We start from the raw sequence: 25,971 nt of genomic DNA, 5'->3' as shown, positions 1-25,971 counted from the left end.
AACAAGATTTCAAACGGCAAAGTGTCTTGAGACACGTTCACTACTCACGTACAGCGACAATAGACGGGATGGAAGGGTTTCGATGGCAGGTGCAGACAAGCCGAACGTGGTCATCACGCGGTGGTGGTGGGTCCGTCACGCGCCGGTGCGCAACGACGGCGGCAACATCTACGGGCAGAGCGACATCGCCTGTGACACCAGCGATACTTATGTGTTCAATGCTGTTGCCAAGGTGCTGCCACGCCAGGCGGTCTGGTATTCGAGCAATCTGATGCGCACCCATCAGACCGCCGAGGCGATCTGGGCCGCGGGTTTTCCAAGGCCGGCAGCGCTGAAATGGGAGGCGGATCTCGCCGAGCAGAACCTCGGCCGCTGGCAGGGCATGAACCGCGCCCAGTTCATTGCCAGCCGCCCCGTCGGTGCGAGCTGGTTCGCCGACATCAACGAGCCCGCGCCCGGCGGTGAAAGCTTCATGGACCTGTACAACCGCACGCGCCGCACCATCGAGCGGATCAACGCCGAGGCGGCCGGGAAGGACATCATCGCAGTCGCGCATGGCGGCACTATCAGGGCGGCAGTGGGTTTCGCGCTCGGCGGGCAGCCGGAACGCGGGCTGTCGTTCGACATCGACAATTGCTCGGTGACGCGGCTGGATTATTTTGCGAGTCCCGATCGCACGGTCTGGCGGCTGCCGATGGTCAATCAGCAGCCTTGGATCGCCGATCCCGCGCACGCGGCGATGCATCAGCCGGCGGGACCGGAAGTCAAGAAGCTGGCCTGATACTGAATACGAAAATCAATCTGGGAGAGAAACATGACCTTGTTCGACATGAAGGGGAAAGTCGCCGTCATCACGGGCTCGACGCGCGGCATCGGGCTTGCGATCGCCGAGCGCATGGCCGAGCACGGCGCCAAGGTGGTGATCTCCTCGCGCAAGGCCGACGTGTGCGAGCAGGTGGCGAAAGGCATCAACGACAGATTTGGCAAGGGCACCGCGGTCGCGGTCGCCGCGAACATCTCCTCGAAAGAGAATCTGCAAAACCTCGTCGACGAGAGCAACCGCGCCTTCGGCAAGATCGACGTGCTGGTCTGCAACGCCGCATCGAATCCATATTACGGCCCGCTCGCCGGCATCTCCGACGATCAGTTCAGAAAGATCCTCGACAACAACATCGTCGCCAACAATTGGCTGATCTCGATGGTGGTGCCGCAGATGATCGAGCGCAAGGACGGATCGATCATCATCGTCTCCTCGATCGGCGGCCTCAAGGGCTCGACCATCCTCGGCGCTTACGCCATCTCGAAGGCCGCGGACATGCAGCTCGCGCGCAACCTCGCCTGCGAATACGGCCAGCACAACATTCGCGTGAACTGCATCGCGCCGGGCCTCATCAAGACCGATTTTGCCAAAGCGCTGTGGGACAATCCGGAGAACCTGAAAGCCTCGACCTCGCGCTCGCCGCTCTTGCGCATCGGCATCCCCGACGAGATCGCCGGCGCGGCCGTGTTCCTGGGCTCGAAGGCCGGCGACTTCATGACCGGCCAGACCATGGTGATCGACGGCGGCGCGACGATCAGTTGAGATAACGACCGTGTCCCGGACGCGGTGCAGCACGAAGTGCTGCTCCGCAGAGCCGGGACCCAGAAAACCAAGACCGCGGTTGTGGAGGCATGGGCCCCGGCTCTGCGCAGCAACGCAAGGGCGTTGCAGCGCGTCCGGGGCACGAGACTAATCCACCGCCGCGTACACCAGATCTCGCACCAGGGTCCGCGTATAGTCGCGCTGTCCCGGCCCCTGGCTCATGAACACTGCGAACAGATCCTCCTTCGGATCGATCCAGAAGAACGTGCCGGCAATGCCGCTCCAGAAATACTGGCCGACGCTGCCGGGGAAGGGCGCGATGCCGGCCTCGCGGCGCACGGCAAAGCCGAGGCCGAAGCCATGGCCCGGCGATAGCAGCGTGCCGTTGGTCGGCACGCCTGGCCCGAGGTGATCGGAGGCCATCAGCTCCAGGGTCTTGCGGCCGATGATCCTGTTGCCGTCGAGCGTGCCTCCATTGCGCAGCATCAGGCAGAAGCGGGCGTAGTCCATCGTGGTCGAGACCAGGCCGCCGCCGCCGGACTCCATCACGGGCTGCTCGAGCATGTTGAACAGGGCGACCTTCTCGCCGGTCCACGGGTCGGCCGCGAACGGCTCGGCAAGGCGGCCGGCATTGGCCTGGCTTGTCGAGAAGCCGGTTTCGGCCATCTGGAGCGGCGCAAGCACGCGCTCGGTGAGGAACTCGCCGAGCGATTTGCCGCTGACGACTTCGATGATGCGGCCCAAAATATCTGTGGAGCGGCTGTAGTTGAACTCCGCGCCGGGCTGGCAGACCAGCGGGAAGCTCGCCACCAGCGCGGCATGTTCGGCGTTGGTGATCTTGCGGCTGCGGACGCGGGACTCCTGGTAGAGCTTGTGCACGGGGCCGTCGCCCTGGTGCTCGTAGGTGAGGCCGGAGGTGTGGCGGAGCAGGTCCTGCACGGTCATGGGCCGCGCCGGCGGTACCAGCTCCAACCGGCCGTCCTTGACGACGCCGACCTGCTGGCTCGCGAACTCCGGGATGAACTTTGCGACGGCATCGCTGAGCAGGAGCTGTCCGTCCTCGACCAGCGCCATGATGCCGACCGAGACGATCGGCTTGGTCATCGAGAAGATGCGGAAGATCGAATCGCGCGCCATCGGCGCCGCGCCTGCCGGGCTCTGCTTGCCGAGCGCCTCGAACCAGCCGATCTGGCCGCGCCTCGCCACCAGGACGGTGACCCCGGGAACGGTTCCCTTGTCGATCTCGCGCTTGAAGGCGTCCGACATGGCCTGGATCCGCGGCCGCGACAGCCCGAGCGTCTCTGGGCGCGCTTCCGGCAAAGCTGGGGTGTGGGGCGCGTTTGCGGCCTGCGGGGCGGCAGTGGCGGTCGCTGTAGCGGTCATGGGCACTCCCGATTGTTTTTCGTTATGGCCGATGGACTGTGACCCAGAACCCCCAGCACAAACAAGCGAAGCCGGCGCGGTTCACCCTTGCAAACCGGCCGCTCTCTGTGCTTGAAAGCGCCCCTGATCCGCGGCGACGCGGGTTCGTAGGAGTGTAGCTCAATTGGTAGAGCACCGGTCTCCAAAACCGGGGGTCGCAGGTTCGAGCCCTGCCACTCCTGCCAGCCAAATCAATCACTTAGACTAGATTTCGGCGGGAGGCGTCCCGCGCGCAGGAAATCCTGCAGTCGCCGTGCTGGACGTGCCGTTCCGGGCCTAGCGCGCCGGGGTCCGTTCCGCGTCGGCGGGAATCTGTCTGAGGTTGACGTTCCGGATGGGAACGCGGCGCAGCAGGGAAAGGATGGTCCCGCCGAGCTCGAGATAGGTGCGCAGCCGCAGCGCGCGCGACGAGCCCCTCAGCTCCGCGTTCAGGCTCACCGGAACCTGGACGTAGGTGAGGCCGAGCTGGAGCAGGGAGATCAGCGCACAGATCTGGTAGCCGTAGCCGTCGGCCTTGACCGCGATCTGGCGCAGCCACTTCACGGGATAGACGATCATGCTGTGATAGTCGGACAGCCAGAAGCCGAACAGGCAGTTCAGGATGAACCGCAGTGAATGCGACTGCAACGAGCGGTTGACCGAGCGGTCCGACTGGTTATCGCGATAAGTAATGACGAGGTCGGCGGCGCCCGCCGCCTTGAACATCCGGGCAATACCTTCGTTCTGGAAGGCGTGATCGCCGGGGATGAGCGTGATGGCATCGAATTTCGCGCGCGACAGCGCATATTCGAAGCCGGCACCGACACCCCGCGGTTCGGCATTGTGATGCACGATGATGCGCGGCTCGCCGGCTGCGAACTCGTCCATGATCGCGCCGGTGGCGTCGGTGCTGCCGTCGTCGATCAGGAAGATCTCGAAATCGTCGAGCAGCTCCCGGGCGAGCGGCAGCACGCCGTCGATCGTATCGGCGATCTTGTCCTGCTCGTTCAGTGCAGGAATGACGATCGTAAGCCTTTTTGCCGCTCTCGAAGGTGTCATTGTATGCGCCCGTTGGCGGGGCCACTCTGTCCCGGTGGCCCCATGCAAGTCTAGGTCATCTGAACCGGGCGAACAATGCGGCTCGCCGGTAGGGACCCCGCACGAACTGCATGAAACCGGCAATGTGTGTGTTCCGCGCAACTAGTCGGAAAAATCATAGAGGCTGGTGTCGCCAATGCCGAAGGCGCGGCGCAGCCGTCCGACGTGGCCTGCCATATTCCGGCCCGCCGCCGTCGCCGCGAAGTGCGAATCGGACCGTTCAACCAGGCCGCCATCGACTAAGTTCCCAATTCGTGCGCGGAACAGATCTGGAACCTGCCCGTCAGCGATCTCCGATAGCGGTGCCCTGCGATCGGGGCGATCGACGAGACTGAGCAGGATGCCCAGCGAAACCGATTTATAAACGGCGCCAAAGGCGAACACGTAAGCCATGACACAAAATCCGAAAATCGATGCGGCGTCCCAGTACTGAAGCTGCGGGACGAAGAGAATTCCGAGCATCACCCCGAGACCGTGCGAGACAACCGTGGCAATCGCCAGCAGGGTCACGGGTCCGAGCGGCCATGCGCGTGCGCGGGCCATGAACTGCAGGGCAGGCGCCAGCAGGGCGAACACGGCGACCGCGGCAAGTCCGACAGCAAAGGACATCGACTCACCCAAGGCCTGTCGACAGACGAACGAGCTTGACGAGGTGCGCTACCGCAACTCCCTTGGTGGTGGGGGCAAGCCGGCCGTCCGCCGTGATCACCATGCCGGTCCCGATCAGGAGCTTCAGGCGATTGTGCGTGAAGGTGCCGAGATCTCCACCTTGCATGTAGGCTGTCGCCCATTGCTCCAAGGTGAGAGGACGTCCAGCCTGAACGAGTGCGGTGAGCAGCGTCAGCGTGAAGCCCCAGGCCAGCAGGCTGAACAGGATGTAGCAGAACATCATTGCGGTCCCGAGCAGGAAGAGACCGCCAACCACGTCGCCAAGGTGGCGCTGGCCTGGAAGGGCGATACACGCGACCGCGTAAAGGATGACGACGCTGATGCAGCCCAGCCGGAAGCGGCGGCCGGATCCGCCGGTGGCGGCGATGCGCGCGTAACACAGCAACAGCAATGGAAAGGCGATGCTGAGACCAATCGCAGCGGCTTGCGTCGGGCCCGGTAGCATGTTCATTGTGGAAAATCGTCCCGGACGCTTCTGAAGGCCCAGCCAGGGTGGCAGTCTATAGGAGGTCGCATTTTTGCGGTCAAGGGAGCCCCGGCGCCCCGGCCTTGCGGTCGCCGCTTGGGCGTGCGAATCCTCGCCGACGATGTCCTCCCTTTCCCCTCCGAGCTTGTCCCCGTCGCTGCGCGCCATAGCCATCCTGATCGTCGTGCTGCTGGTTGCGCATGCGCCGATGCTTCTCAATGACGGCCTGTTCATGGACGACTGGCTGGTGCTCAAGCCGCGTCCGGACTATTTCATCGACATCGATTTCCTGTTGAATGGCGCCGGCCATCCGATCTTCTACAGCTACGACACGTTCGCGAACTGGACCGGCGCCCCAGTCGTTGTGATGGTATCGCTGGCACTGGCCGGAATCGTCTTCGGCGCGGTGTGTCTGATGCTGACGGCGATACGGCTCGATCTACTCGACCGCGCCGAAGCGGTCGGCTTCGCTCTGATCGTCTGGACCTATCCCGGTTATCAGCTTTGGGCCGGCAAGGCGAACGCGGTCTATGTCTTCAGCTTCGGACTCCTGTTCGTCGGCGCATGGCTGCTGACGCTCGCCTTCAGCGCGCAGGGCTGGCGGCGTGTGTTGCTTCGCGTGGCCTGTGCATGCCTATTCGTGCTCAGCTTCGCGCTCAACTCGACGGTTGTGCTCTATGCCTGTGTCATGCTCGGACTGTTCGTTGCAACATGGCGGAGCGGAGCCGTTGCGCAAGGCTTTGTTCGTCGTGCATGGCTCGCAGCCTGGCGCTGTGCTTTGGGCTATCCGGAATTGATTGCCCTTCCTATTGTTTATGCGGGCACGCTTGGTATCTGGTTCAAGCGCATCGGTTTGTACGCGCAGCATTATGGCGCCCATTTGCCGACCCTCGGGGAGCTGGCGAGCGGATGGAAGGCGTTCTTCGACGCCGGCTACAGGGACGTCGTGGCCCACGCGATCAGGGCGGCGATCCAGGTCCCGGCTCCCTTTATCCTGGCTGCGGTGCTCGTCGGCGTCGCATTGCTGCTACTTCGTCCCGGCACAGAGGCAACTGCACTCAGACGGGCGACCGCCTTGCCGCTCATCCTCGCCGTTGGTTTGTTCCTCGCGTTGTCCTCGCCCTATCTGATTGCCGGCCTGCGTCCCTCGTCCAAGCATTTCTACGAAAGCCGTCACCTGCTGCTGTTTGGCGTGCCGGCGGGGCTGGCGCTTCTCGCGTTCAAGCGTCAGGCCGAACGTTGGATCGGCCCGACCGCCGCCGTTGCGATGTTGTTCGGATTGGGCTCGATCCTATGGATCGGAATGCTGTGGAATGACTACGTCTTCATGCAGGCGAGAACGCTGAAGCAGGAGGCTCTGACGCGCAGCCTCGCCGACCGAATCCAGCCCACGGCGACGGTCTACGCGCTCGACGACCGATTCTTCGACTATCGGTCACGGGACGTGCCGTTCGGCCTGGCCGAAGTCACCGGTATGCTCCGGCTCGCCTGGGGCAATCAGCCCTTCTTTGGGTTTGCCTTGCGTGCCGAGCGGCCCGACATCCTCCAGGAAATGGAGTGGAAGCGGGCTGCTCCGGGAACTGCATTCCGTCATTTCGATCCGTCGGGACCGCAGGCGACGATCTCGTTGAAGGCGGGCGGCTCTGGAGCTGCGTCGGACCGGGCATTGGTACGAAAGTACTACGCGTGTCGGTTGCTGGCGCGCTGTGACGTTGCAGAGTTTCTGGCTCAACTCGCGGAGGTCAAGATCACGGTCGGCCCGATCGCTGGAATCTTGCCGCTCAACGGCGCCAGCGAAGATGTCTCACCTAGCCGCTAGCGCGCCGCTTCCAGATCGCTTCTGCAAGCGCGATGTCGGTCACCGAGTCTTGGCCAGGCGCAAGGGGCATCCGTCGTTCGGTAACATCGGAGACAAAGGCAGCGGCCTGGCGCCGAAATGCCCAGCTGGTTGCATGCTCGAGCTGCGTGGACTCGTCTTGATGATCGAGGATGACCCGTGCCTCCTCTTCGGCGAAGGGCGCGGGCAATTCGATGGTCAGGGCGCCGCGCTCGAAATCGATCGTCAGTCCCTCGCGCCAGGCTCCGTCGGACCCGTTCACGAGATCCAGCGTACAAGCGATGCCGTCGAAGTCGAGGGTGATGCGCGCGGCTCCCGAAATTTCGACGGAACTATCGGCGACCGTTGGCGATGATCCGAGCAGGTAGCGCGTCAGATTGATGATATGGCTGAAGACGTTCAGAAAGTTGTCGTAGCCGGCCCGCATCGCGCTCGGCATCCAGTCGGGACCGTCCTGCCAGAGCTCGATTCCGTCCGGCCGTGTTTCGCCGGTCATGACGAAGTTGTCGCGCGACCGGCCGGTGTCGCCGCCAAAGCACCAGCCCTTGGCGCGGACCACCCGACCAAGCGATCGGTCGTTGCGCAAGCGCGTCAGCACCTCGAGCGCGCGCGCCACACCGGCATCGTGACGCTTCATGTAGCCGATGCTGTAGACGAGGTTTCGCTGCCGCGCCGCTTCGACCAGCAAATTCGCCTGAGCCGTCGTATAGGCCATCGGCTTCTCCGACAGCACGTGGCGGCCGCTGTTCAACGCGTCCAGCACGATTGGACCGGTGGCTCGCCGCTTCGTCACGACCACGACAGCGGACACCGCAGCGTCCGCGAGCAGCTCCCGATGCGTGCCGTAGACCTGCGAGATGCCGAACTTCTGCGCTGCGGCGGCAGCGAGATCCGGCCGGAGATCGGCGATGGCGACGACGCGGCAGGCGGGATTGGCGACGAAATTGGCGAGGTGGCACATCTGGCCGACCATCCCGGTCCCGATGATGCCAATGCCTGGCCTCACGGCTATGATCCCTTGAAGCGCTTCCGGATGACGAGGAAATGCGCCGGCTGTCCCCAGGTGTTGATGAACGCCGGATCTGTCTGGGTCAGGGCCGTGACCGCGGGCGCATCGCGTCGCCCGATCGCGGCGAAGATGCGGTGGAAACTGTCGAGCGTCGCAACGATGGTTTCGATGTCGGAAGCATCGTCCGCGAGAATGTCCGTCGTTCGGATCGCCTCGCGTAAGGACGCAAGGCTCGCGATCACGCGCGGCAGGCTCTCGCCGAAGGGGGCGTCGATCATCGCGTCGACGTCGAGAACCAGCGTCTCGATCGATGTCGAAATCGCCGCCACGGCATCGGCCTTGCCGACCAGGTAGAGCTTGCGTCCGCCGAGGAAGCTGAGGCGGCTGCGGTCGAGATGGCGCGCCGCACGCCGCAGCTTCTCGTCGGCTGAGAGAACCTTCTTATGCCAGTAGACGTCCAGGCTGTCGCGATAGGCTGGCCACGCCGAATGGATGTCGAATCCCTCTTCATGCGCTGCCGTGCACAAGGCGGCTGCGTCGAGGAAGTACCGATGCCGGACGAACGGGTTCTCGAGCACGTCCATCAGCCAGGATTCGAAGCTGCGGGTGTGCGGAATGCTGTTCCATTTCGCGTCGAAAAGCGTCTTCGCGGTTTCGAGTGCGGGACGGCCCGACAAAGCCTTGCCGGCGGCATGGATTGCCTTGAGCGCGAGCTCGAAGAAGCCGCCATAGCGCTCGTAATAGGACACGACGGCGAAACCGTCGAGATTGAGCAGCCGATGGAAGACGCCGAGCCAAGTTTCGGTCGGCTGCACGGTGTAAATGAAACCTTCGGCATCGATGATGTCGTAGCGGCGCTCGCTGCGAAATCCCTCGACATCGGCCAACGCGAGTTCGCGCAGGCGCTCGCTCAGGCCAAAATGCGCGAAATAGGCCTCAATTTTCGGATGCGCATGCCGGTTCGGTTCGGCAAGCGCCATGTTCGCGCCCCAGCCGGCAAACACCAGCGCATTCTCACCGGAATCTGGACCGAATTCGAGCACCTCCGCATCGCGGAACAGCCGCGGCGGCAGCACGAGCTTGTCGGAAAACAGCTCGCGCCGCTGGCTGGCATATGCATCGAGTTCCGCGGCCGATTTGAAATTCCCGAACGTCGGTAGGACGTCCTGACGTTCGTAGTAATTGAAGAGCTTCTCGTCAGCCATGCCGCGTCCCTAACCCAAGGCCGCCTCGAGCCGGTCGAGCTCGCTCCAGATGTCGGAGGGCGCGAAAATCGAAACGATGTGCAGCGGCCGCTTCACGTTCTCGCGCAGCCGGCCGCTGACCTTGGCTTCGTTTTCCTGGTTCACGGCGAGAAGGCAGACGAGCGGCTCCGACTTGCCGACGAGCTCGTCCGGCGAACGGATCGGTATGCCGGTGCCGGGCAGGAACAGCCCCTGACGCTCCCTCTGGTCGTCGACCGACAGGTCGACGAGATCCGCCAGCTCATGCGCGTTGGTGAAGGTGCAGGCGCGGCAGCCCGCGCCGTAGATCGCGATCTCGGCGCCGCTCGCACGGGCCTTGGCGAGGACCGGACGCAGGCGCGCGCCGTACTCCCTTGCGCGCTGGCCGAATTTCTCACCGACGCCGGAGGGCGCAGGAGGCGGCGTCACGTCGCGGGCTGCACGACGGGCGGCGACCGCGAGGCTGCCGCCGCTGAAATTGTACTTCTTCACCGACACCGCCTCGAAGCCGTGGCGGGCCAAGAGCGCGAGCAGGATCGGCTCGGTGAAGTAGCTGACGTGCTCCTCCCACAGCACGGAGAGGTCTCCGGCCGTCGAACCGGGATCAAAGTCGGGCACGTCGATGAACAGCAGCCCTTCGTCGCTGAGCGCGATCTTCACGCAGTCGAAGAAGTTCTCGAAATCGACGATGTGCTCCAGCACCTGACGGGAGACGACGAGGTCGAACTTGCCGGCCTGGGCGACCGCGTCGTGACACAGCGCCGGGCTGATCATGTCGGCATAGACCTTGATGCCGCGCTCGCGGGCGATCTTGCCCGACACCGGGTTGGGCTCCACGCCCACCAGGACCTTCGCGCCGCGTTCGCGCAGCTTGTCCATGAACAGGCCGTCGTTGCATCCGATCTCGAACACGGATTGATGCTTGGAGAATTTCGCGATGGTGTCGAGCTCGTCGACCTGGTGCGGCTCCGGCTTCCAGCTGCTGAAATTGTAGTTGAACTGGCGATACAGGATGTCCGGATCGATCGGCTTGACGATCTGCGGCAGGCCGCAATCGCCGCAGGCGAGCACCTCGAACGGATAGCGTTCCTCCTGCTCGTTTCGGCTGTGCCGAAGGCGATGCGCAATCGGCATCAGGCCGAGGTCGATGACCGGTCGCAGGTCGGTCGAATGGCAGAGGCGGCAATGGTCGGTCACGGCTCTAGCTCTTGGCAGGACAAGCGAGGAACGTCGGCGCCTCGAAGCGATGTGGGCGCAATTGAAGCCTATATATGGCAACAGGCCGTGCCACAATTCTTAAGTTGCCACGGGCGGGCTATACACAACTGAAGCTGGTACCCCGGGGCCTCTATCGCAGGCTTCGATCTTGCCGAACATGCGCGGAACCGAGGCAATCGCACGCGAGACACGACTCAGTGGCAGGTGGAGAGCTGGTCGAGCGCCCTGATGTCTGCGCGCTGGCCGTCGGGAGGCAGGCGGTGCTTCACCACCTCGAACGGCTCGATCCCGTAGGCCTGCCGGTAGATGTCTTTCGACCTGGTTCGTAGCTCGGAAATACCGGCCTCGACTTGGGGGCTCAATGTTTGCTCGCCATCCCTCCACGTCAACAGCCAGTAGTTCGGGGTCTCGCTGAAAAGGGCGAACCGCTTCTGCAACTCGGCGCCCTGAAAGAGGTCAGAGAAGCCGTTGAGCCAGAAATCGCAATTCTGCTTTTGGACATAGAACAGCTTAACGCCGAGGGATCGAAGGGCGGCCTCTGCCGTGTCGGCGGTCCCCAGTGCGATCTTCCTGAAGTCGCGCGCAACGTCGCTCTCGTAGGTGTGGATGATCTTGCCGCGTGTGAGCAGAAGCGAAAAATAGCACGGCACCATCGCGCGGTAGCCATTAAGAGGGAGAATGCGGTCGGAGCCCGTCGTTTGCTGCAGTTCGTCACAGCGCTGCCAGTTCAGGGTGACGCGGGGCATCTGATCGAGGGGGCGCCCGCGCGCAAAGGCGATGGCCTGGTCCTCTTTGAAGCTCTTCCAGGGAAACGAGATTAATGTCCAGGCGCAAGCGACCAGCAGCGCCAAAATGGCGACACTGGGCGCAAAGCGCCCGACGAACAGCGCCGGGACCAGCCGCCGCACGATGACGAGCGCCCAGCAAGCGATTGCGACAGTTGCGAGCGGGAACAGCGCAGTGACGTGAATGGACAGTCTGATCAGACTCGGAATATTCAGCGTCATGTCCAGCAGTCGCACGCTGGCGATATAGGCGATAATGATGAAAAGTCCGGCAATGCCGGGCAATGCCCGCGATTTCGCGGCGCTGGAGCGATCAGGAAACCGCTTCGAGTCGACGAGAGCGATCGCACAGGTTACCGCCGCGAGGAGAGCTGCAACCAGGAGAACTGACTGGCTTTGCCTGCCGACGGCGACCAATCCCGACTTGCTGAGGAAGTCGGTGACCTCGATCGACTGCGCCACCACGAAGAAATCAAGAATGTCCAGGCTGCCGAATTGTGAGAAACGTTCGACCGACGCGACTTTTCGAAAGAGCGAGTATGGATTGGTCGCGGGGATTCCGAGATAGAAATAGTTGATGGCGAAAGCCAGGATGCATCCGGCAATCGCCCCGAACCCCAGCAGCAGACTAGTGACGAGGCCGGATCGATCTCGCTGAAGCGCCTTGGTGAGCACGCCCAGCGACGAGATCAGGAAGACGAAGGCAGCGTAGAGCGGATAGGAGCCGGCGACGGCAAAGCCACAAATGCCGGCGGCAAACCTGTCGCGACTCTGGGAGGACCGAATGACGACCAGCAGGAAATAGACGAAAAAGGCTGCCGTCTGAAGGTGGTATTTGCCGAACTCCATGATGTAGAGGCCGGCCAAGATGCTCGGCATCGTCCGTGGCCACGCAAGGCCGAGGATTGCCAATCCAAGTGCAATCGGTATCGCGGCGTCTTCCCAGCGGCGTCCAAGGGCCTGCAACGGCACAATGAGACGGGCGAGCTCAAAAACGACCGCGCCGATTCCGACGAAATAGAGAAACGAAATGATCTGGGCGACATGGGGCGGCAGGAACGCCGCCAGGAACAGATGCAGCCCGTTTCCGCGGCCGATCTCGAAGTCGGAAAAGATGGGATTGTCGGCCGCAAGCCAAATGCTGTGATTTCTCGCAACCTCCGCAAGATAGGGCGCGTAAAGCTGCTGAACGTCGGTCGAAATGACGTCGGGTATCACGGCGCGATCGAGGAACACCGTTGCCAGCAGCCAAAGACCCAGCAACAATGTTGCGACTAACGGCAAAGTCACCGTGAGCTTGCGCGGCGTCCTGAGGTCGCGGCTGTCCCACAGCAGAACCGCGATCGCAAATCCGAGAACGATTTGCGGATAGAGGATGGAAAGAGCACCGAGCCCGAATCCCGTCAGGATGAGCGTGGCCGCCCCGACAAAGAACTCGTCGACGCGCTGAGTGGGCTCGTGCCTGATAAGCGAGAACGTCAGGCGTCCGGTCGCCATGATGAGCCAGCCGAGATACGGTGTCAGGACAATCCAGGCGAGGACGTAAAATCGCGTCGTCCAGCCGCCTTCGAACAGCAGGGTACGGTAGGTGCCGGGCCGGTTCACGAACCAGATGGAAAGTGCGACAGGCACGAAAATGAGGATACGCCACCACCAAGCCTCGACGCTGGTGCGCAAACGCACTTCGGCAGTTGCCATCGCTTGTTCTTGTCCAGGGTTACTCATGCTAAACCGGCGCTGCATCCGTTCGCTCGGCGGTGGCCCGCGCCTGCTCGGGACTGAAGCCGGCGCGCTCGGGCGCGAGCAACCAAACCAGCCCGCCGAACAGCCCGACGATCAGGCCGCCAAGTCCAAGTAGGACCGATATTGCGAGCGCCTTGTCGGATCCGATTCCGGCGAGACCAAGCGCGGCCACCATCGCGCCTTCCCGAACGCCCCAGCCTCCGATCGAGATGGGAACCGCGGAAGACAGAATGACGAGCGGGATGAGCGCGAAGGCGTCGAGCGCGGAGAGGGGGGCCTGCAGCCCGATCGCGAGGAGATAGCAGGTCAAGACGGTGATCAGGTGGACGACAATGGCTGATACGACCAGCATGGCTCGCCCATCGGCTGCCAGCAACGGAGCCCGGATCAGCATCGCAAATTGCCTGATCCTGGCCGGCACCGCCGTGATCGGGCGCTGCGGCCAGCGGTTAAGCGTCACGAGGGCGATTGCGCCGAGGCATGCAGCCGCTAGAACGGCCAAGATCGCGAAAAGCAGCGAGTTGTCGCGGACGAGCGGCAGCAGAAACGGCATTCCCGCCAGCACGATGACGCCGAGAGCCAGCAACGCCAGGAAGCGATCGGCCACGATGCTGCTGATGGTCGGCGACCATTGCACGCCCTGCCGCCGCAGCATCCAGATCCGGACCGCGTCACCGCCCGCGGGCAGCACCTGATTGAAAAAGATGCTCACCATGAGAATGCGCCAGCCGGCCAGCCAATCGAGGGGCACGTTCATGGCGCGGAGGATCAGGATCCAACGGTGACAGAGCATGAAGGTCTGGGCGAACAGCAGCAGCACGGCAAGTGCCAGCATGTCCAGTTTGACGGCGAGAAGATCGGCTTGCAGGGACGACAAATCCTGGGCCCGCAGCAACAATGCGAGGATACCGATCGAGACCGCGAACTTGGCCAGAGTAACCAGTGCTTTTGCAGGCAGCTTCATCGGCTAGTGTCGTCCTCGATCATTCACGGATCGTCGATCAGCGACAGCAATCGAAGTCTATTTTCTCGCCAGATGCTCCGCGGCGAGCGTACCAATTCTCGTCACGTAGTCCTGCACCGCGGCAGCGTCGCTGCCATCAGGCGCCCAATCGGGAAATTCGGTGCGCGAAGGATCGAACGGGCCGGCGGTGGTTTCGTGAAATACCAGCCATTCCGAGGTGATCAGGATCGAGTGGAAGACCTGTTCCGGCATGCGATAATAGCAGCGCCTGCCCTGACCGTAAGGCGCCATCTCGAGCACCTCGCGTATGCGGCCGTCGTCCTCGAAGATCACGACCTGCGCGGTCCCCTCGATCACGTGGAACGATTCAGGTTTGCCAAGGTGCTTGTGCGGCCGCACATAGGCTTCGCGATGGTGCACGATCAGCATCTCGTGCAGTCCGGACGAGGGATCGGGATGCGTGCACAGCCGGCTGCGCAGGCGCGGGTTGCCGGCGGCGATGCGTTTCAACTCCGCGATCGTGGCGTCATCCGCGGTGACGATGGCGTCGTCCGAATAGTACACTTCCGGATTTTGCGCGCGCAACGAGGTCGGCCGGTGCAGGCCTGCCTCATTCGAAGAAGATGAACCCATGGTCGCCCCGATACCCGCATTTGTCGTAGATCCAGGCCCATGTTTGCGGACCGTGGAAGCTCAGGCAGGTGAGCTGCCAGTAAAGCAGATTGGCCTTCTCGCGCTCGTTGCGGAAGGATTCGACCATCAGATATTTCGAGGTGCCGCGTCCGACCCGCTCGATTTCAGGTACCGCGCGGAACACGTCCTGGAGCGGAAGGTTGTGCAGCACGCCGAGCGAGACGACGAGGTCGAAGCTGTGGTCGGGGTAGGGGAGCTCGACGGCGCTGCCGACCTTCAAATGCGGCCGCACCTCCTCCTTGGCGTTGGCGATGCCATACTCGGAGATGTCGATGCCGGCGATCCTGAGGTCGGGGACGAGCTGAGTGAACTCGTAGAGCAGGTAGCCCTTGCCGCAGCCGACGTCGAGCACGCTCATGCCCGGCTTGATGCCGTAGCGATCGATCAGGGTCTGGGCGAGCGGGCGCCACCGTCCGTCATAGCGATAGCCGCCGTAGCCGTAGCGCCGGTCGCCGTCCCAATAGTCGCGTCCCCATTGCCGCGCCACGGTGGCGGATTCCGCCTTGTCGTGCTCGACCACGCGCTGGACGTAGTCCCGCCTCGTCGATGCGTGCATCGGCTGGAGCAGGTTGATCTCGGTCATGGGGCCCAACTGCTCCGCGGCATCGTCACAGGATGGTTGCGAACTTGTTGACGAGCAGGATGTCCTCGACGGCCTGGATGTCCTTCTGAGACGCCAGCGTGATCTCCTCGACCGCTGCATGGAGATCGCAGCCCTCGCGCAGCACGCGGTCGTAGATCTGCCGCCGCCGAGCCTCGTCGGGCGGCAGCATGAAAATGCTGTAGAGGATCAGCCCACGCAGCTGCGGCAGCTCGTCCAGGATGTCTTCCAGCACCATGTAGCTGCCGGGCATGGTGTGCTCGGCGGCGCTCAACAGATAGTGCAGGTTCTTGCGCCGCGCATAGTCGCGGATCACGATGTTCTGGACGTGCTGAGGGGTGCGGCTGCCGTTCAGCGGCCTGGCGCCGATATAGCCGCGGTGGCCGGCTCGTTCAGCCATGGAAGCCTCCCGGCAGCTTGTATTGCATCCCGACCCGGGTTGCGGGGCGCAGCAGGATCGGCTCGAAGAACTCGCCGAAGCGCTTGTCTGCGTAGGGCGACATAATGCTCTTGAAGCGGCAGTTCATGCTCCAGCGCGTGCCGGCTTCCTCGTTGACGCGATTGCCGTGCATCAGGGTCTGGTTGAACAGCATGACGTGACCGTAGGGAATCTCGATGAAGGTCGCGTGCGGCTTGATGGTCTTGTAGAGCTCTTCGGCGCTGCGCAAGGCCGCCATCCGGTCCTGCATCTCGCCGTTCAGGGACGGCGGCAGCAGATACATCGACTTGGTGCGGTGGACATCGACCAGGGGCACCCACACCACGACCTCGAACGGCGAGTCGCCCGACCAGACGTCGGAATGGGTGGCGAGCAGCGAAGAGCTGTCGCCGGGAAGCTGGATGCTAAGATTGACGCGGCGCTGCATGCAGAGCTCGTTGCCGACGATGGTCTCGATCGTCGAGCGCGCCAGGCGGAAATAGGTCGGGCGGAACCAGGGCTCGGCGTTGAGGCCGTTGAAGACGTGCAGCCGCAATCCGTTGAGATCATCCACGCTCACCCGCGTGTGGATGGTGTCGAGCATCGCGTAGGGATCGTTGCTGTGCGGCAGCTTCAGGTAGTCGGCCGCGAGCTCGGCGGCACGACGCTGGATCCGGTCGAGCCCGGCGCGATCGTCGGCCGGGGTGGTGACGAAGCCATCGTCGATGAATCGCTGCGCCAGCGCCTGCTCGTCGGCGTGCAGGAAGTCCGTGTCCGTCATGCAAAATACTCCCGGGCGGTCGCGCAAATATAGCTGATGTCGGCGGCCGACAGGAACTGGTTGATGGGAAGCGTGAGGATCTGGTCCGCCTGCCGTTCCGTTACCGGGAAAGCGCCGCGGCCATGGCCGAGATGCGCCGCTGCCGGCTGCAGGTGGATCGGGACCGGATAATGGATTGCGGTCTCGATGCCTTTGTCGGCAAGATATTTCTGGAAGTCGTTGCGACGCTCAGTCTGCACCACGAAAGTGTGGAAGGTGTTGAACTCGATGTTCCTGCAGGGCGGAATGAACAGGGGCAGCCCGGCGAGCTCGGCGCGGTATTGCGCGGCGTTGCGCCGCCGGCGTTCGATCACGGAAGGAAGGTGGCGCAGGCGGATGCGCAGCACCTCGGCCTGGAGCGTGTCGAGCCGCGACACGATCCCCCATTCCCGGACGTCGCTGCGGTTGATCAGGCCGTGATTGCGCAGCCGTCGGATTCTTGCGGCAAGCTCGGCGTCGGCAGTGACGAGGAAGCCGGCATCTCCGGCGGCATTGAGATTCTTCAAGGGGTGGGCGGAGAAGCAGCCGAAGGTGCCGATGGTGCCGCTCATCCGGCCGTCATAGGTCGAACCGACCGCCTGGGCGCTGTCCTCGATCACGGCGAGCGCGTGCTTGGCAGCGATCGCCATCAGCGGAGCCATGTCGGCCATGCGTCCGGTCAGATGCACCGGCATGATCGCCTTGGTCCGCGGCGTGACGGCGGCCTCGACCGCGGCCGGGTCGATGTTCTGGTCCGGCAGCACGTCCGCAAACACCGGCGTGGCGCCGACCGCGATGATCGCGGCGGTCGATGCCACGAACGAATTTGGCGGCGTGATCACCTCGTCGCCGGGACCGATGTCGAGAGCCCGCATGGCGAGGATCAGCGCGTCGGTGCCCGAATTCAGCGTCACGACATGCGGTGAGCCGAGATACGCGGACAATTCTTCTTCGAGCTTTCCAACCGCGGCGCCGCCGATGAAGTCGCCGCGGGAAAACACGCCCTCGACCGCCTGCAGGATCTCGGTGCGCTCTTCCTCGAACTGCGCGGGAAGATTGACGTAGCCGATGCGCCGGCGGCCGGTGTCAGCGTCCATGGCAGAACTTCCTGACGGTCTCGATGACGCGGTCCTGCTGGGCGCGCGTCAGGTGCTGGTCGACCGGGAAGCTGATGACTTCCTTGGCGTGGCGGTCGGTGACCGGGAACGTGCCCGGCGCGTAGCCGAGATGCTTCAGGCCTTCCTGCTGGTACAGCGGGATGGGATAGTGGATCTTGGCCTCGATGCCGTTGTCCAGGCAATATTTGTAGAGCTCGTCGCGACGTTCGGCGAACACCATGTAGAGATGGTAGACGTGCTTCACGTTGGGACGGCGCGGCGGGACGCGCAGGCCGGGCAGGCCGGCGAGACCCGCGTCGTAATAGGCCGCATTTTCGATTCTGCGGCGCGTGATCTCGCTGGTCTGGCCGATCAGCCAGTTGCCGACCACGGCCTGCAAGGAATCGAGCCGCGAGTTGCAGCCGAGGATCGCGATCTCGTCGCGGTTCTTCATGCCGTGGTTGCGGATCAGGCGGAGCTTTTCGTTCATGCCGTCGTCATTGGTGACGACGACGCCGGCATCGCCCCAGACGTTGAGGTTCTTGAGCGGATGCAGCGAGAAGCCGGCCGCGATGCCGTGGGTGCCGGAGCGTTTTCCCGCAAACTCCGACAGGATGCCCTGGCAGGCGTCCTCGACCACCGGCAGGTTGTGGCGCTGCGCGATCGGCATCAGCTTGCCCATGTCGGTGACCTCGCCGGTCAACTGGACCGGCATGATCGCCTTGGTCTTCTCGGTGATGGCAGCCTCGACTTGGTCCACGTTCATGCAGAAGGAATCGTCGCAATCGACCAGGACGGGCGTCGCGCCGGTTTCCGCGATCGCGCCGACCGTGGCGATGAAGGTGTTCGCGGCGGTGATAACCTCGTCGCCATGACCGATGCCGAGCGCCTTGAGCGGCAGCTTGAGCGCGTCGGTGCCGGATCCGACGCCGATGGCATGACGGACGCCGATCAATTCGGCGAAGCGTTTCTCGAATTCGGCGACGGGCTTGCCAAGGGTGAAGGCACCGGTCGCAACCAGCCGGCCGATCTCGGCGAGGATCGGTGCGGGATCCGCGAATTGCTCGAGCAGATAGGAATATCGAACGTCGTACATGTGACCCGTCAGGTGGAATGAAGTTGAGGTGAGGGGGTGTGCGACGCCGCGAGCGCATGCTCGATCGAGGTCGCAATGGCGCCGGCGGAGAGCCCGTGCTTCTTCAGCAGCGAGTCCTGCGAGCCGTAATTGTGCATGAAGCGGTCGGGCAGCGACAGCCGCAGCATCGCAGGGAAACCGGAGCCGAGCTTGTCGATCAGCGCCTCCGCGACCGCGCTGCCGAGGCCGCCGGAGGGCACGTGCTCCTCCAGCGTTGCCACGAGCCTGGTGCCGCGGATAGCCTGCAGCAGCGCTGCGGTATCGAGCGGTTTCACGGTATGCATGTGCAGGATGCCGGCGCGAATGCCTTGCGCGGCCAGCAGGTCGGCTGCGGCGAGGGCGCGCTGGAGCATGATGCCGGTGGTCACCATGAGGACGTCGCCGGGCGGCCGCATCAGGATGGCTTTGCCGATCTCAAAGCCGTGCTCGGCCTTGGACACGATGGCATCGCCGCCCTTGCCGAGCCGGATGTAGATCGGGCCCTTCCAATCCAGCGTCTGCTCCATCATGCGCGCGGCCTCGTCGGCGTCGCACGGGCAGATCACCGTCATGTTGGGTAGCGCCCGCATGATGGCGATGTCCTCGATCGCCTGGTGCGTGGGACCGAGCGGCGCGTAGACAAGGCCGCCGCCATTGGCGATCAGCCGTACCGGCAGATTGTGCAGGCAGAGATCGACCGCGACCTGCTCGTAGCAGCGGCGGGTGAGGAAGGTCGCGATGGTGTTGACGTAAGGCACGAAGCCCTCCATCGCGAGACCGGCCGACATGCCGATGATATGCGCTTCCGAGATGCCCTCGATCAGGTGGCGCTTGGGAAACTCCTTGCTCATCGCGCGCAGCGTGCCGGCACCCGGATCGGAGCCGATGTAAAGCACACGCTCGTCGCGCGCGGCGAGCTTGTGGACCATGTTCATCGCGGTGTTGCGCATGGGGAGCCGATCAAAAATCGCCGACGGCGACGCGAATGGCGTCGAGCTCGCTGTCGGTCAGTTTGTTCTTGTGATGCCAATCGGCATTGGATTCCGCAGCCGGAAGACCCTTGCCCTTGACGGTATGGCAGATGATGGCGGTGGGCTTGCCGGCAACGGCCGGGAGCTGCTTCAGGACCATGCGCAGTGCGCCGACGTCGTGGCCGTTGACCTCCTGCACCGCGAAGCCGAAGCTGCGCCACTTGTCCGCGAGCGGCTCCAGCGGCAGCACGTAGTCGGTGGGGCCGTAGCTCTGCAGCTTGTTGTAATCGATCAGCGCGACGAGGTTGTCGAGGCCGTGCTTGGTCGCGCCCATCGCCGCTTCCCACACCGATCCCTCGTTGATCTCGCCGTCGCCGAGCAGCACGAAGGTGCGGTAGCTGCGCTCGCGCATGCGGGCGGCGAGCGCAAGGCCGACGCCGATCGAGAGGCCATGTCCGAGCGCGCCGGTCGAGGCCTCGACGCCGGGCACCATGCCGTATTCGGGATGCCCGCCCAGAATGCTGTCGGGACCGCAAAAGCCGTCCAGCTCCGACAGCGGGAAGAAGCCGCGGTCGGCCAATAGCGCATAGAGCGCCAGACATCCGTGTCCCTTGCTGAGGATGGCGCGGTCGCGATCGGGATCGCCCGGGTTCTTCGGGTCGATCCGCAGCACGTCGTCGTAGAGCACGCGGACCATCTCGATCAGCGACAGGGCAGGCCCGACATGGCCGCGTCCTGCGGAGCGGACCGAACCGAGGACCAGGCGGCGCAAATAGAGGCTCCGCTCGTCCAGCGTGCAGGTGAGAGCAGCTTCAGCGTGGGGTGAGATCTGGATCACGTTGGCAAATCGTTTGGTGGAGCCGACGGGCTTTGTCGAGCTGGCCGGCAAGGCGGACCGTCAGATCGCCACCTTGCGCAGCCAGGGCACGCCGGGAGCGGCTTTCCGGCAAATAGGCATTCAGGACAATCAGGCACCAAATCGCCCCGAACACAGGATACAGTACGTCAAGGCGGACCGCAAACGCGTCATCCCCAGCCGCGAAGGCGCGCGAGAGCCGCTCGATCAATCGGTTCGCATCGGCCACGGGCAGACCGCTGCCGGGGTGAATCGCGGTGTCGGACACGAGCTTGACCGGGTCGTCCCAGCCGAAATACTCGAAGTCGATGAAGCGCAATTTGCCGTCGTCGGTGCGCAGTGCGTTGTGCAGTCCGCAATCCGACGGGCTCAATGCACGTTGGGCGGGCGCAAGGTCCGCGGCGGGATCCAGGCCCCGTTCCGCATAGCGCCGCCGGAGTTGCCGGATCGCGACGGCAGCGGTGGGAACAAGGCTGCCGTCCATGAACGCGCGCAAGTGCGGATGATCATCCGAAGCCCGCCTCAGGTCGTCGAGGCGTTGCTCGTACTGGGCGATGGCCGCCTCGGCCGAGAAGATGCTGGCTGACGCATTCCGCAGAGTCTGTGCGCCTTCAGCGTCGTACAGCTTTTGCAGCTCGATCAGGAAATCGGCCAACTGGTCGGCGTCGTCGGGCTGCGGATGCAGGACCGCGGGTTCACCGTCTAACCATTGATACAGCGCACAGAACGCGGCCGGATCTTTTGCGATCGGCCGCGGCGTCGCATTGATGCCGTGGCGCGAGAGAAACGAGAGCGCGTCATACTCCTGTCCCAGCCGATCGCGCCCGTCGGACGGGTAGTGCTTGAGGGCGAGGGGCGGGCCTTCCGCCATCTCCAGCCGAAACACCCGGTTGTTGCCGCCGGCCCGCGCCGGTTGCGCCGCCGCGACCCGCGCCCCGGAGAGGCGGCTGCCGATCGAGACCGCATCCTGTACGCTGAGGTCCGGCTGGCTCATGCCCCGAACACTCCGCGGTGGATATCGGCCCAGGTCGCGAGCGGCTCGCAATGCGCCGGATACGGCGGCTGCGACTGCGTGAACAGGATCGATCGCGTCGCCTTCGGAAAATGCGGCTGCTCGAAGACGTCGACGAGATCGTCAATAAAGATGTCGAGCTGTAGGCTTGCCAGCCGCTCGACCTTGGCCGCCAGCGTGTCCTCGAAATGGACATTGCCCGCCGAGATCGCCGCGTCGGCGGTGTCGATGAGGCCCGCGCTCTTCAGCCAGCCACGCGCAGCCTCGCGCAAGTCGACCCGATCGGGATCCTGATGGCCGAACTGCGTCTTGTGGCTGACGATATGGACGCTCGCGCCGGCCTTTCGGCACGCGGCAAGGAACTCGCGGACGCCAGGGTTGATCTCGGCGCCGCCGATTCCCTTGCCGTAGACGAAGCCCTGCAGCCCCTGCCAGGCAAGCTCGCCGCCGGCGCGGGATCGCAAGAAATCCCGCACGTCGGTCTTCAGCCCGTCCCAGCCCTCCGGCACCAGCCCGCGCTGGCGCGCGGCGGCGGCAAAGACCTTGTCGTAGCAGATGATCGTGTTGTCGAAATCGATGCCGATCCGCACGCCGCTCACTTCAGGCTGATGTTCTGCATCATCTTGATGTTGAAATACCTGGGATCGTTGAGCGAGTTCGGCAGGCGGCCCGCCCTGAAGGCGTCCACGAGGCCGGACACGGCCTGCTCGATCGTGTGCGTCGGCGCAAAGCCGAGCTCGCGGCGGATCTTCTCCGACGAGACGTGGTAGGAGCGGAGATCGTCGGTCGGCTCGACGGCCACGTCGACATTGTTGCCGACCACCGATTTGACGATGTCGGCGATCTTCATCAGCGAGTGGTTTTCGTAGCCGATGTTGTAGGTCTTGCCGTCGATCTTCGCATCATCCTGCTGCAGCAGAAACAGATAGGCCGCCGTCATGTCCTGGATGTGCAGATTGGGCCGCTTCTGCGTTCCGCCGAACACGCGGATGCGGCCGGTGTTGACGGCCAGATTGGTCAGGATGTTGACGACGACGTCGAGCCGCTGCCGCGGAGCGTAGCCGCAGACGGTGGCGGGGCGAACCGTGCAGGTGACGAAGCCGGACGCGGCCTCGTCGGCAAGATCGGTCTCGCACATCGCCTTGAACTTGGAGTAGTCGGTGAGCGGCTCGCAGGACAGCTCCTCGGTCACCTCGGCCTCATCCTTGATGCCGTAGACGCTCGAGGAGGAGGCGTAGATGAAGCGCTTGATACCCGCCTTCTTCGCGGCGCGCACCATCGGACGGAAGCAGTCGTAGTTGATGGACTTGCCGAGTGCCGGGTCCAGCTCGAACGAGGGATCGTTGGAGATGCAGGCGAGGTGGATCACCGCGTTGTTGCCGCGCAGGGCCTCGTTGACCGCGGCCTCATCGCGGATGTCGCCCTTGATCAGGCGGAGGTTCGGATTGTCACGAACGGCATCGAAGACGTCCTGGCCATACATGAACAAGTCGAGCACGGTGACCTTGTGGCCCGCGGCAAGCAATTGCGGAACCAGCACGCTGCCGACGTAGCCGGCGCCACCGGTAACCATCACATTCCATTTCCGATCAATCACTGTCGTTCTCCGGATTCTTCGATCGCGCTACTTCAACAACGCGGTGACGAACTTGACCAGCGGCGCCTTCTCGACCGAGTTGCGGTGACCGACGATGCCAACCTTGATCGCGCCCGCCGCATTGCCGATGAAGGCGACGTCCTCGATGTTGCCGCCGGCCGCCACCAGCGGCGCCGTGATTGTCAGGAAGGCATCGCCCGCACCGACGGTGTCGACGACGGTCTTGGTGAAAGCAGGGACGCGCGCAACGCCGGTCTTCGACGAGAAGGGGTAGCAGCCGAAGGAGCCGTGCGTGATGATCATGTTATCGCAATCGATCTTGCGATGCAGGCCGCCCTCGATCACCGATGCGATGTCGTTGAACTTGTCGGTGGCGGCCAGGCGCGCTTCCGGTGCGTCGATGCAGATGTAGTCGGCCCGCGGATACTTCGTGATCAGGTTGTAGCCGTGGTTGCCGCTGTTGCTCTGGGCGTTGACGGCCAGGAACTTGGAATTCGCGATCAAGGCGTCGATCGTGCTGGATGCGATCATGCCGTGACCGAAATCGGTGACGATGACGACGTCGGCCCCGCGGACGCGCTCGGCGGTGACGCGGTCGATCTCCGTGCGCGCGGCCTCGTCGAGCGGCGTGTCGTCCATCGTGTAGACTTCGAACAGCTTGTGCAGGTAGCCCATCTCGACGTACCGCAGCTTGCGGGTGGTCGGACGGCTCTGAACGCGGATCGGCGTGAGCGTGACGTTCGGGCGGATATGCGCGCGGATGAACTCTTCGGGGTAGTCGTTGCCACCCAGCGTCGTGACGATCTCGACAGATTTGCAGAAGCTTGCGACGTGATTGGCCGCGGCAATGACGCCGCCGGCAAACTGCTCGCCGTTCTTGAGCAGGGTCGCGACGATGTTCTCCTTGGAGGCCTTCCCGAGCGCCGTGACGTATTGGTATTCGTCGATGATGGTGTCGCCGACCAGCACGACGTGCATGTCCTGGATCTTGTCGATCAGCTTCAGCAGCCGTTCGGCGCCGCCTCCATCGCGCACCTTCTGGAGGTAGTCGCGCAGCGGGGGATCGTAGATGTCGAAATAGCGGTTCAGCAGCGACGACGAGCTGAACGTCACGTCCCGCGTGAAGACGATGCGCCCGCCGTGACGCTCGACCGCCTCGCGCTCCACCGCGATCTTGCCGGTCACGTCATCCTCGGGATTCTCGTAGTCCGAGCCCTTCACGTAGATGTCGGGGCGCACGGTATCGAGGACCGGCTCGGCGCTGGAGGTCTGATTGATGCCGACCCAGTCGACCGTGCCGAGCGCGGCCAGCATCTCGGCGCGCATGTTCTCCGGAAAGATCGGCCGTCCCGGGCCCTTGTTGACGTAACGGTCCGCAGTGATGGTCACCACGACGACGTCGGCCTCGTTGCGGGCTGCCAGGATGTGCCGGACGTGACCGAGATGCACCAGATCGAACACGCCGTGGCAGAGCGCAACGGTCAGGCCCTCAGCCTGCGCGGCGCGCACAATCTCGCCGAGCTCCTCGATCGTCTTGATCTTCTCGTGCGGTGCCGGATGGCCGGCCGGCCTGTCTGTCGCAGCATTACCCATGTGAATGACCCAAGGCGCCGGACGGTCTCAGTTGGCCGGCCCGGACGTGATCGGCTGGCGGCAAAATTGGGGGGTGAACGAATCTGCTCAACGGCTTGCCTTCTGCGGGGCGACCTTGTCGTCACCGAGATATTTGAACCAGTCCTTGGTGGCGTCGGCGATCTTGTCCACCGTCCAGAGCGGAGCGTCCTTGTACTGGTCCATCGACTTCAACATCGTCGCGACGCCGTCCTCGAACTTCACCTTCGGCGCCCATTTCAGGACCCGCTTGATCTTGCTGATGTCGGCGTAGGTGCAGTCGGGCTCGCCCGGGCGCTTGGGAATGTGGACCTTGTCGCCGCCGAGAAGCTCGACCAGGCGGTTCACGCTGTAGGTGTTGTCCGAGCCGACATTGAAGATCTCGTGCGAGACGTCGGAGCGCGCAGCGGTCACGAAGGCGTCGGCGACGTCGCTGACGAAGGTGAAGTCGCGCGTCTGCTCGCCGTCGCCGACCACCGTGAAGGGCTTGCCCGCGAGCTTCTGTGCCATGAACACGCCGAACACGGCCCCGTAGGTGCCGGTGGTGCGATGGCGCGGTCCGAACACGTTGAACAGGCGCAGCGCCACGGCAGGCAGCTTGTAGACCTGGCACCAGTGCATGACGCATTGCTCGCCGAGATTCTTGGTGAGCGCGTAGGGATACATCGGCCGGATCTCGGCACTCTCCGGCGTGGGATAGACATCCGGAATGCCGTAGCAGGAGGAGGAAGCCGCATAGATGAAGCGGCTGGCGCCCGCGTGCCGCGCCGCTTCGAGAACGTTGACCGTGCCATCGACATTGGCGCGATGATAGGGGATCGGTGATTCGATCGAGGGTACGATGTCCGCCAGCGCGGCGAGATGGAAGACCCAATCCACCCCGTGGAAATACGGTTTGATCGCGTCGAGGTCGGTGACGTCAGCCCGCACGACCTTCAACTGGCTCGAACCGGCGCGTGCGGCGAGGTTTTCAGCGCGTCCGATCACGAAATTATCGAGCGCAATGACCTCATGGCCGTCATCGAGCAGGCGATCGACGAGGTGACTTCCAATGAACCCGGCGCCGCCAGTAACAATGCATTTCATGGGGAACATCCGTGACGCGAATGCCCAGCGCAATAGGCCCGCCAATGTTGAGTGAAACCCGAAAAGCCGACTATCAGCCGCCCGCAAACTTTGCAAGTATTATACCTTTGCAATCCTTGGT

General features: G+C 63.7%; 25 protein-coding genes and 1 tRNA gene. 4 read left to right on the top strand and 22 right to left on the bottom strand.

Annotated features, from left to right (window positions below; translation table 11 throughout):
• Positions 1-82 precede the first annotated feature (82 nt).
• Both ACVWYQ_RS08815 and ACVWYQ_RS08810 read left to right on the top strand, forming a co-directional pair.
• Positions 83-781 carry a histidine phosphatase family protein gene (locus ACVWYQ_RS08815; RefSeq protein WP_057029612.1) on the top strand — a complete coding sequence of 233 codons (699 nt, stop codon included), beginning with the start codon at positions 83-85 and terminating at the stop codon, positions 779-781.
• A 33-nt stretch (positions 782-814) separates the two neighbouring features.
• Positions 815-1,582 carry an SDR family NAD(P)-dependent oxidoreductase gene (locus tag ACVWYQ_RS08810; RefSeq protein WP_036010906.1) on the top strand — a complete coding sequence of 256 codons (768 nt, stop codon included), beginning with the start codon at positions 815-817 and terminating at the stop codon, positions 1,580-1,582.
• A gap of 147 nt (positions 1,583-1,729) precedes the next feature.
• On the opposite strand, the gene ACVWYQ_RS08805 is transcribed toward ACVWYQ_RS08810, so the two are convergent.
• Positions 1,730-2,965, bottom strand: a complete 1,236-nt coding sequence (locus ACVWYQ_RS08805; RefSeq protein WP_271544569.1) for a serine hydrolase domain-containing protein — start codon at positions 2,963-2,965, stop codon at positions 1,730-1,732.
• Between the two features lie 148 nt (positions 2,966-3,113).
• Between ACVWYQ_RS08805 and ACVWYQ_RS08800 the strand changes: the two genes are divergently transcribed.
• Positions 3,114-3,189: transfer RNA gene (locus tag ACVWYQ_RS08800), tRNA-Trp, on the top strand.
• Positions 3,190-3,280: 91 nt separating this feature from the next.
• On the opposite strand, the gene ACVWYQ_RS08795 is transcribed toward ACVWYQ_RS08800, so the two are convergent.
• From ACVWYQ_RS08795 to ACVWYQ_RS08785, 3 genes are all read right to left on the bottom strand, one after another.
• Positions 3,281-4,042 (bottom strand): glycosyltransferase family 2 protein, encoded by a 762-nt coding sequence (locus ACVWYQ_RS08795; protein ID WP_271544563.1) that lies wholly within the window; start codon positions 4,040-4,042, stop codon positions 3,281-3,283.
• Positions 4,043-4,183: 141 nt separating this feature from the next.
• Positions 4,184-4,690, bottom strand: a complete 507-nt coding sequence (locus ACVWYQ_RS08790) for a hypothetical protein (protein ID WP_157280578.1) — start codon at positions 4,688-4,690, stop codon at positions 4,184-4,186.
• A gap of 4 nt (positions 4,691-4,694) precedes the next feature.
• Entirely contained in the window at positions 4,695-5,201 is a 507-nt protein-coding gene (locus tag ACVWYQ_RS08785) for a hypothetical protein (protein WP_271544560.1), read from the bottom strand.
• A gap of 199 nt (positions 5,202-5,400) precedes the next feature.
• Here ACVWYQ_RS08785 and ACVWYQ_RS08780 point away from each other — a divergent pair, with 199 nt between their 5' ends.
• Positions 5,401-7,035 (top strand): hypothetical protein, encoded by a 1,635-nt coding sequence (locus ACVWYQ_RS08780; protein WP_456725578.1) that lies wholly within the window; start codon positions 5,401-5,403, stop codon positions 7,033-7,035.
• Here the strand turns inward: ACVWYQ_RS08780 and ACVWYQ_RS08775 are convergent.
• The 18 genes from ACVWYQ_RS08775 to ACVWYQ_RS08690 all read right to left on the bottom strand — a co-directional run bounded on the left by ACVWYQ_RS08775 (position 7,025) and on the right by ACVWYQ_RS08690 (position 25,850).
• Entirely contained in the window at positions 7,025-8,059 is a 1,035-nt protein-coding gene (locus tag ACVWYQ_RS08775) for a Gfo/Idh/MocA family protein (RefSeq protein ID WP_271544556.1), read from the bottom strand. The genes ACVWYQ_RS08780 and ACVWYQ_RS08775 overlap by 11 nt on opposite strands.
• A 2-nt stretch (positions 8,060-8,061) precedes the next feature.
• Positions 8,062-9,267 carry a class I SAM-dependent methyltransferase gene (locus ACVWYQ_RS08770; protein ID WP_404540268.1) on the bottom strand — a complete coding sequence of 402 codons (1,206 nt, stop codon included), beginning with the start codon at positions 9,265-9,267 and terminating at the stop codon, positions 8,062-8,064.
• Between the two features lie 9 nt (positions 9,268-9,276).
• Entirely contained in the window at positions 9,277-10,482 is a 1,206-nt protein-coding gene (locus ACVWYQ_RS08765; protein ID WP_271544552.1) for a class I SAM-dependent methyltransferase, read from the bottom strand.
• A gap of 215 nt (positions 10,483-10,697) precedes the next feature.
• The gene (locus tag ACVWYQ_RS08760) at positions 10,698-13,031 is read right to left on the bottom strand and encodes a hypothetical protein (protein WP_456725577.1); all 2,334 of its coding nucleotides are present in this window, start codon (positions 13,029-13,031) and stop codon (positions 10,698-10,700) included.
• Positions 13,015-13,995: a lysylphosphatidylglycerol synthase transmembrane domain-containing protein gene (locus ACVWYQ_RS08755; protein ID WP_404540274.1), complete on the bottom strand. Its 981-nt coding sequence runs from the start codon at positions 13,993-13,995 to the stop codon at positions 13,015-13,017. The genes ACVWYQ_RS08760 and ACVWYQ_RS08755 overlap by 17 nt, the downstream gene beginning before the upstream one ends.
• A 57-nt stretch (positions 13,996-14,052) precedes the next feature.
• On the bottom strand, positions 14,053-14,628 hold the full coding sequence (locus ACVWYQ_RS08750) for a WbuC family cupin fold metalloprotein (RefSeq protein ID WP_271544546.1): 576 nt from the start codon (positions 14,626-14,628) through the stop codon (positions 14,053-14,055).
• Entirely contained in the window at positions 14,606-15,271 is a 666-nt protein-coding gene (locus ACVWYQ_RS08745) for a class I SAM-dependent methyltransferase (protein WP_271544545.1), read from the bottom strand. Before ACVWYQ_RS08745 ends, ACVWYQ_RS08750 begins: the two co-directional genes overlap by 23 nt.
• 25 nt (positions 15,272-15,296) lie before the next feature.
• Positions 15,297-15,689, bottom strand: coding sequence for an LIC12192 family sporadic carbohydrate cluster protein (locus tag ACVWYQ_RS08740; protein ID WP_036027635.1), 393 nt, complete (start codon positions 15,687-15,689; stop codon positions 15,297-15,299).
• Entirely contained in the window at positions 15,682-16,488 is an 807-nt protein-coding gene (locus ACVWYQ_RS08735) for a sporadic carbohydrate cluster 2OG-Fe(II) oxygenase (RefSeq protein WP_025037016.1), read from the bottom strand. The genes ACVWYQ_RS08740 and ACVWYQ_RS08735 overlap by 8 nt, the downstream gene beginning before the upstream one ends.
• Complete coding sequence (locus tag ACVWYQ_RS08730) at positions 16,485-17,603, bottom strand: DegT/DnrJ/EryC1/StrS family aminotransferase (RefSeq protein ID WP_404540279.1); 1,119 nt, start codon at positions 17,601-17,603, stop codon at positions 16,485-16,487. The genes ACVWYQ_RS08735 and ACVWYQ_RS08730 overlap by 4 nt, the downstream gene beginning before the upstream one ends.
• Complete coding sequence (locus tag ACVWYQ_RS08725; protein ID WP_456725576.1) at positions 17,593-18,699, bottom strand: DegT/DnrJ/EryC1/StrS family aminotransferase; 1,107 nt, start codon at positions 18,697-18,699, stop codon at positions 17,593-17,595. The genes ACVWYQ_RS08730 and ACVWYQ_RS08725 overlap by 11 nt, the downstream gene beginning before the upstream one ends.
• A gap of 8 nt (positions 18,700-18,707) precedes the next feature.
• Positions 18,708-19,667, bottom strand: coding sequence for a transketolase family protein (locus tag ACVWYQ_RS08720; RefSeq protein WP_036010951.1), 960 nt, complete (start codon positions 19,665-19,667; stop codon positions 18,708-18,710).
• A 10-nt stretch (positions 19,668-19,677) separates the two neighbouring features.
• On the bottom strand, positions 19,678-20,526 hold the full coding sequence (locus tag ACVWYQ_RS08715) for a transketolase (RefSeq protein WP_082641499.1): 849 nt from the start codon (positions 20,524-20,526) through the stop codon (positions 19,678-19,680).
• Positions 20,501-21,538, bottom strand: a complete 1,038-nt coding sequence (locus ACVWYQ_RS08710; RefSeq protein WP_404540283.1) for a phosphotransferase — start codon at positions 21,536-21,538, stop codon at positions 20,501-20,503. Before ACVWYQ_RS08710 ends, ACVWYQ_RS08715 begins: the two co-directional genes overlap by 26 nt.
• Positions 21,535-22,146: an HAD family hydrolase gene (locus ACVWYQ_RS08705; protein ID WP_271544535.1), complete on the bottom strand. Its 612-nt coding sequence runs from the start codon at positions 22,144-22,146 to the stop codon at positions 21,535-21,537. The genes ACVWYQ_RS08710 and ACVWYQ_RS08705 overlap by 4 nt, the downstream gene beginning before the upstream one ends.
• 5 nt (positions 22,147-22,151) lie before the next feature.
• Positions 22,152-23,153, bottom strand: coding sequence for an NAD-dependent epimerase/dehydratase family protein (locus ACVWYQ_RS08700; protein ID WP_271544532.1), 1,002 nt, complete (start codon positions 23,151-23,153; stop codon positions 22,152-22,154).
• A 27-nt stretch (positions 23,154-23,180) separates the two neighbouring features.
• Positions 23,181-24,746 carry a PfkB family carbohydrate kinase gene (locus ACVWYQ_RS08695; protein ID WP_157280567.1) on the bottom strand — a complete coding sequence of 522 codons (1,566 nt, stop codon included), beginning with the start codon at positions 24,744-24,746 and terminating at the stop codon, positions 23,181-23,183.
• Between the two features lie 87 nt (positions 24,747-24,833).
• Positions 24,834-25,850: an SDR family oxidoreductase gene (locus tag ACVWYQ_RS08690; protein WP_271544530.1), complete on the bottom strand. Its 1,017-nt coding sequence runs from the start codon at positions 25,848-25,850 to the stop codon at positions 24,834-24,836.
• Between the last annotated feature and the right edge of the window lie 121 nt (positions 25,851-25,971).

The sequence above is a fragment of the Bradyrhizobium sp. USDA 3397 genome (genome assembly GCF_054060965.1).
Note: the sequence above shows the minus strand (reverse complement) of the source record. Positions and strands in the feature narration are given on the sequence as shown.

Excerpts from the sequence above, each read along its gene's own strand:
- ACVWYQ_RS08815 (WP_057029612.1), top strand. The coding sequence starts at position 83 with ATGGCAGGTGCAGACAAGCCGAACGTGGTCATCACGCGGTGGTGGTGG.
- ACVWYQ_RS08810 (WP_036010906.1), top strand. The coding sequence starts at position 815 with ATGACCTTGTTCGACATGAAGGGGAAAGTCGCCGTCATCACGGGCTCG.
- ACVWYQ_RS08805 (WP_271544569.1), bottom strand. The coding sequence starts at position 2,965 with ATGACCGCTACAGCGACCGCCACTGCCGCCCCGCAGGCCGCAAACGCG.
- ACVWYQ_RS08795 (WP_271544563.1), bottom strand. The coding sequence starts at position 4,042 with ATGACACCTTCGAGAGCGGCAAAAAGGCTTACGATCGTCATTCCTGCA.
- ACVWYQ_RS08790 (WP_157280578.1), bottom strand. The coding sequence starts at position 4,690 with ATGTCCTTTGCTGTCGGACTTGCCGCGGTCGCCGTGTTCGCCCTGCTG.
- ACVWYQ_RS08785 (WP_271544560.1), bottom strand. The coding sequence starts at position 5,201 with ATGAACATGCTACCGGGCCCGACGCAAGCCGCTGCGATTGGTCTCAGC.
- ACVWYQ_RS08770 (WP_404540268.1), bottom strand. The coding sequence starts at position 9,267 with ATGGCTGACGAGAAGCTCTTCAATTACTACGAACGTCAGGACGTCCTA.
- ACVWYQ_RS08760 (WP_456725577.1), bottom strand. The coding sequence starts at position 13,031 with ATGCAGCGCCGGTTTAGCATGAGTAACCCTGGACAAGAACAAGCGATG.
- ACVWYQ_RS08755 (WP_404540274.1), bottom strand. The coding sequence starts at position 13,995 with ATGAAGCTGCCTGCAAAAGCACTGGTTACTCTGGCCAAGTTCGCGGTC.
- ACVWYQ_RS08750 (WP_271544546.1), bottom strand. The coding sequence starts at position 14,628 with ATGGGTTCATCTTCTTCGAATGAGGCAGGCCTGCACCGGCCGACCTCG.
- ACVWYQ_RS08745 (WP_271544545.1), bottom strand. The coding sequence starts at position 15,271 with ATGACCGAGATCAACCTGCTCCAGCCGATGCACGCATCGACGAGGCGG.
- ACVWYQ_RS08740 (WP_036027635.1), bottom strand. The coding sequence starts at position 15,689 with ATGGCTGAACGAGCCGGCCACCGCGGCTATATCGGCGCCAGGCCGCTG.
- ACVWYQ_RS08735 (WP_025037016.1), bottom strand. The coding sequence starts at position 16,488 with ATGACGGACACGGACTTCCTGCACGCCGACGAGCAGGCGCTGGCGCAG.
- ACVWYQ_RS08730 (WP_404540279.1), bottom strand. The coding sequence starts at position 17,603 with ATGGACGCTGACACCGGCCGCCGGCGCATCGGCTACGTCAATCTTCCC.
- ACVWYQ_RS08725 (WP_456725576.1), bottom strand. The coding sequence starts at position 18,699 with ATGTACGACGTTCGATATTCCTATCTGCTCGAGCAATTCGCGGATCCC.
- ACVWYQ_RS08720 (WP_036010951.1), bottom strand. The coding sequence starts at position 19,667 with ATGCGCAACACCGCGATGAACATGGTCCACAAGCTCGCCGCGCGCGAC.
- ACVWYQ_RS08710 (WP_404540283.1), bottom strand. The coding sequence starts at position 21,538 with ATGAGCCAGCCGGACCTCAGCGTACAGGATGCGGTCTCGATCGGCAGC.
- ACVWYQ_RS08695 (WP_157280567.1), bottom strand. The coding sequence starts at position 24,746 with ATGGGTAATGCTGCGACAGACAGGCCGGCCGGCCATCCGGCACCGCAC.
- ACVWYQ_RS08690 (WP_271544530.1), bottom strand. The coding sequence starts at position 25,850 with ATGAAATGCATTGTTACTGGCGGCGCCGGGTTCATTGGAAGTCACCTC.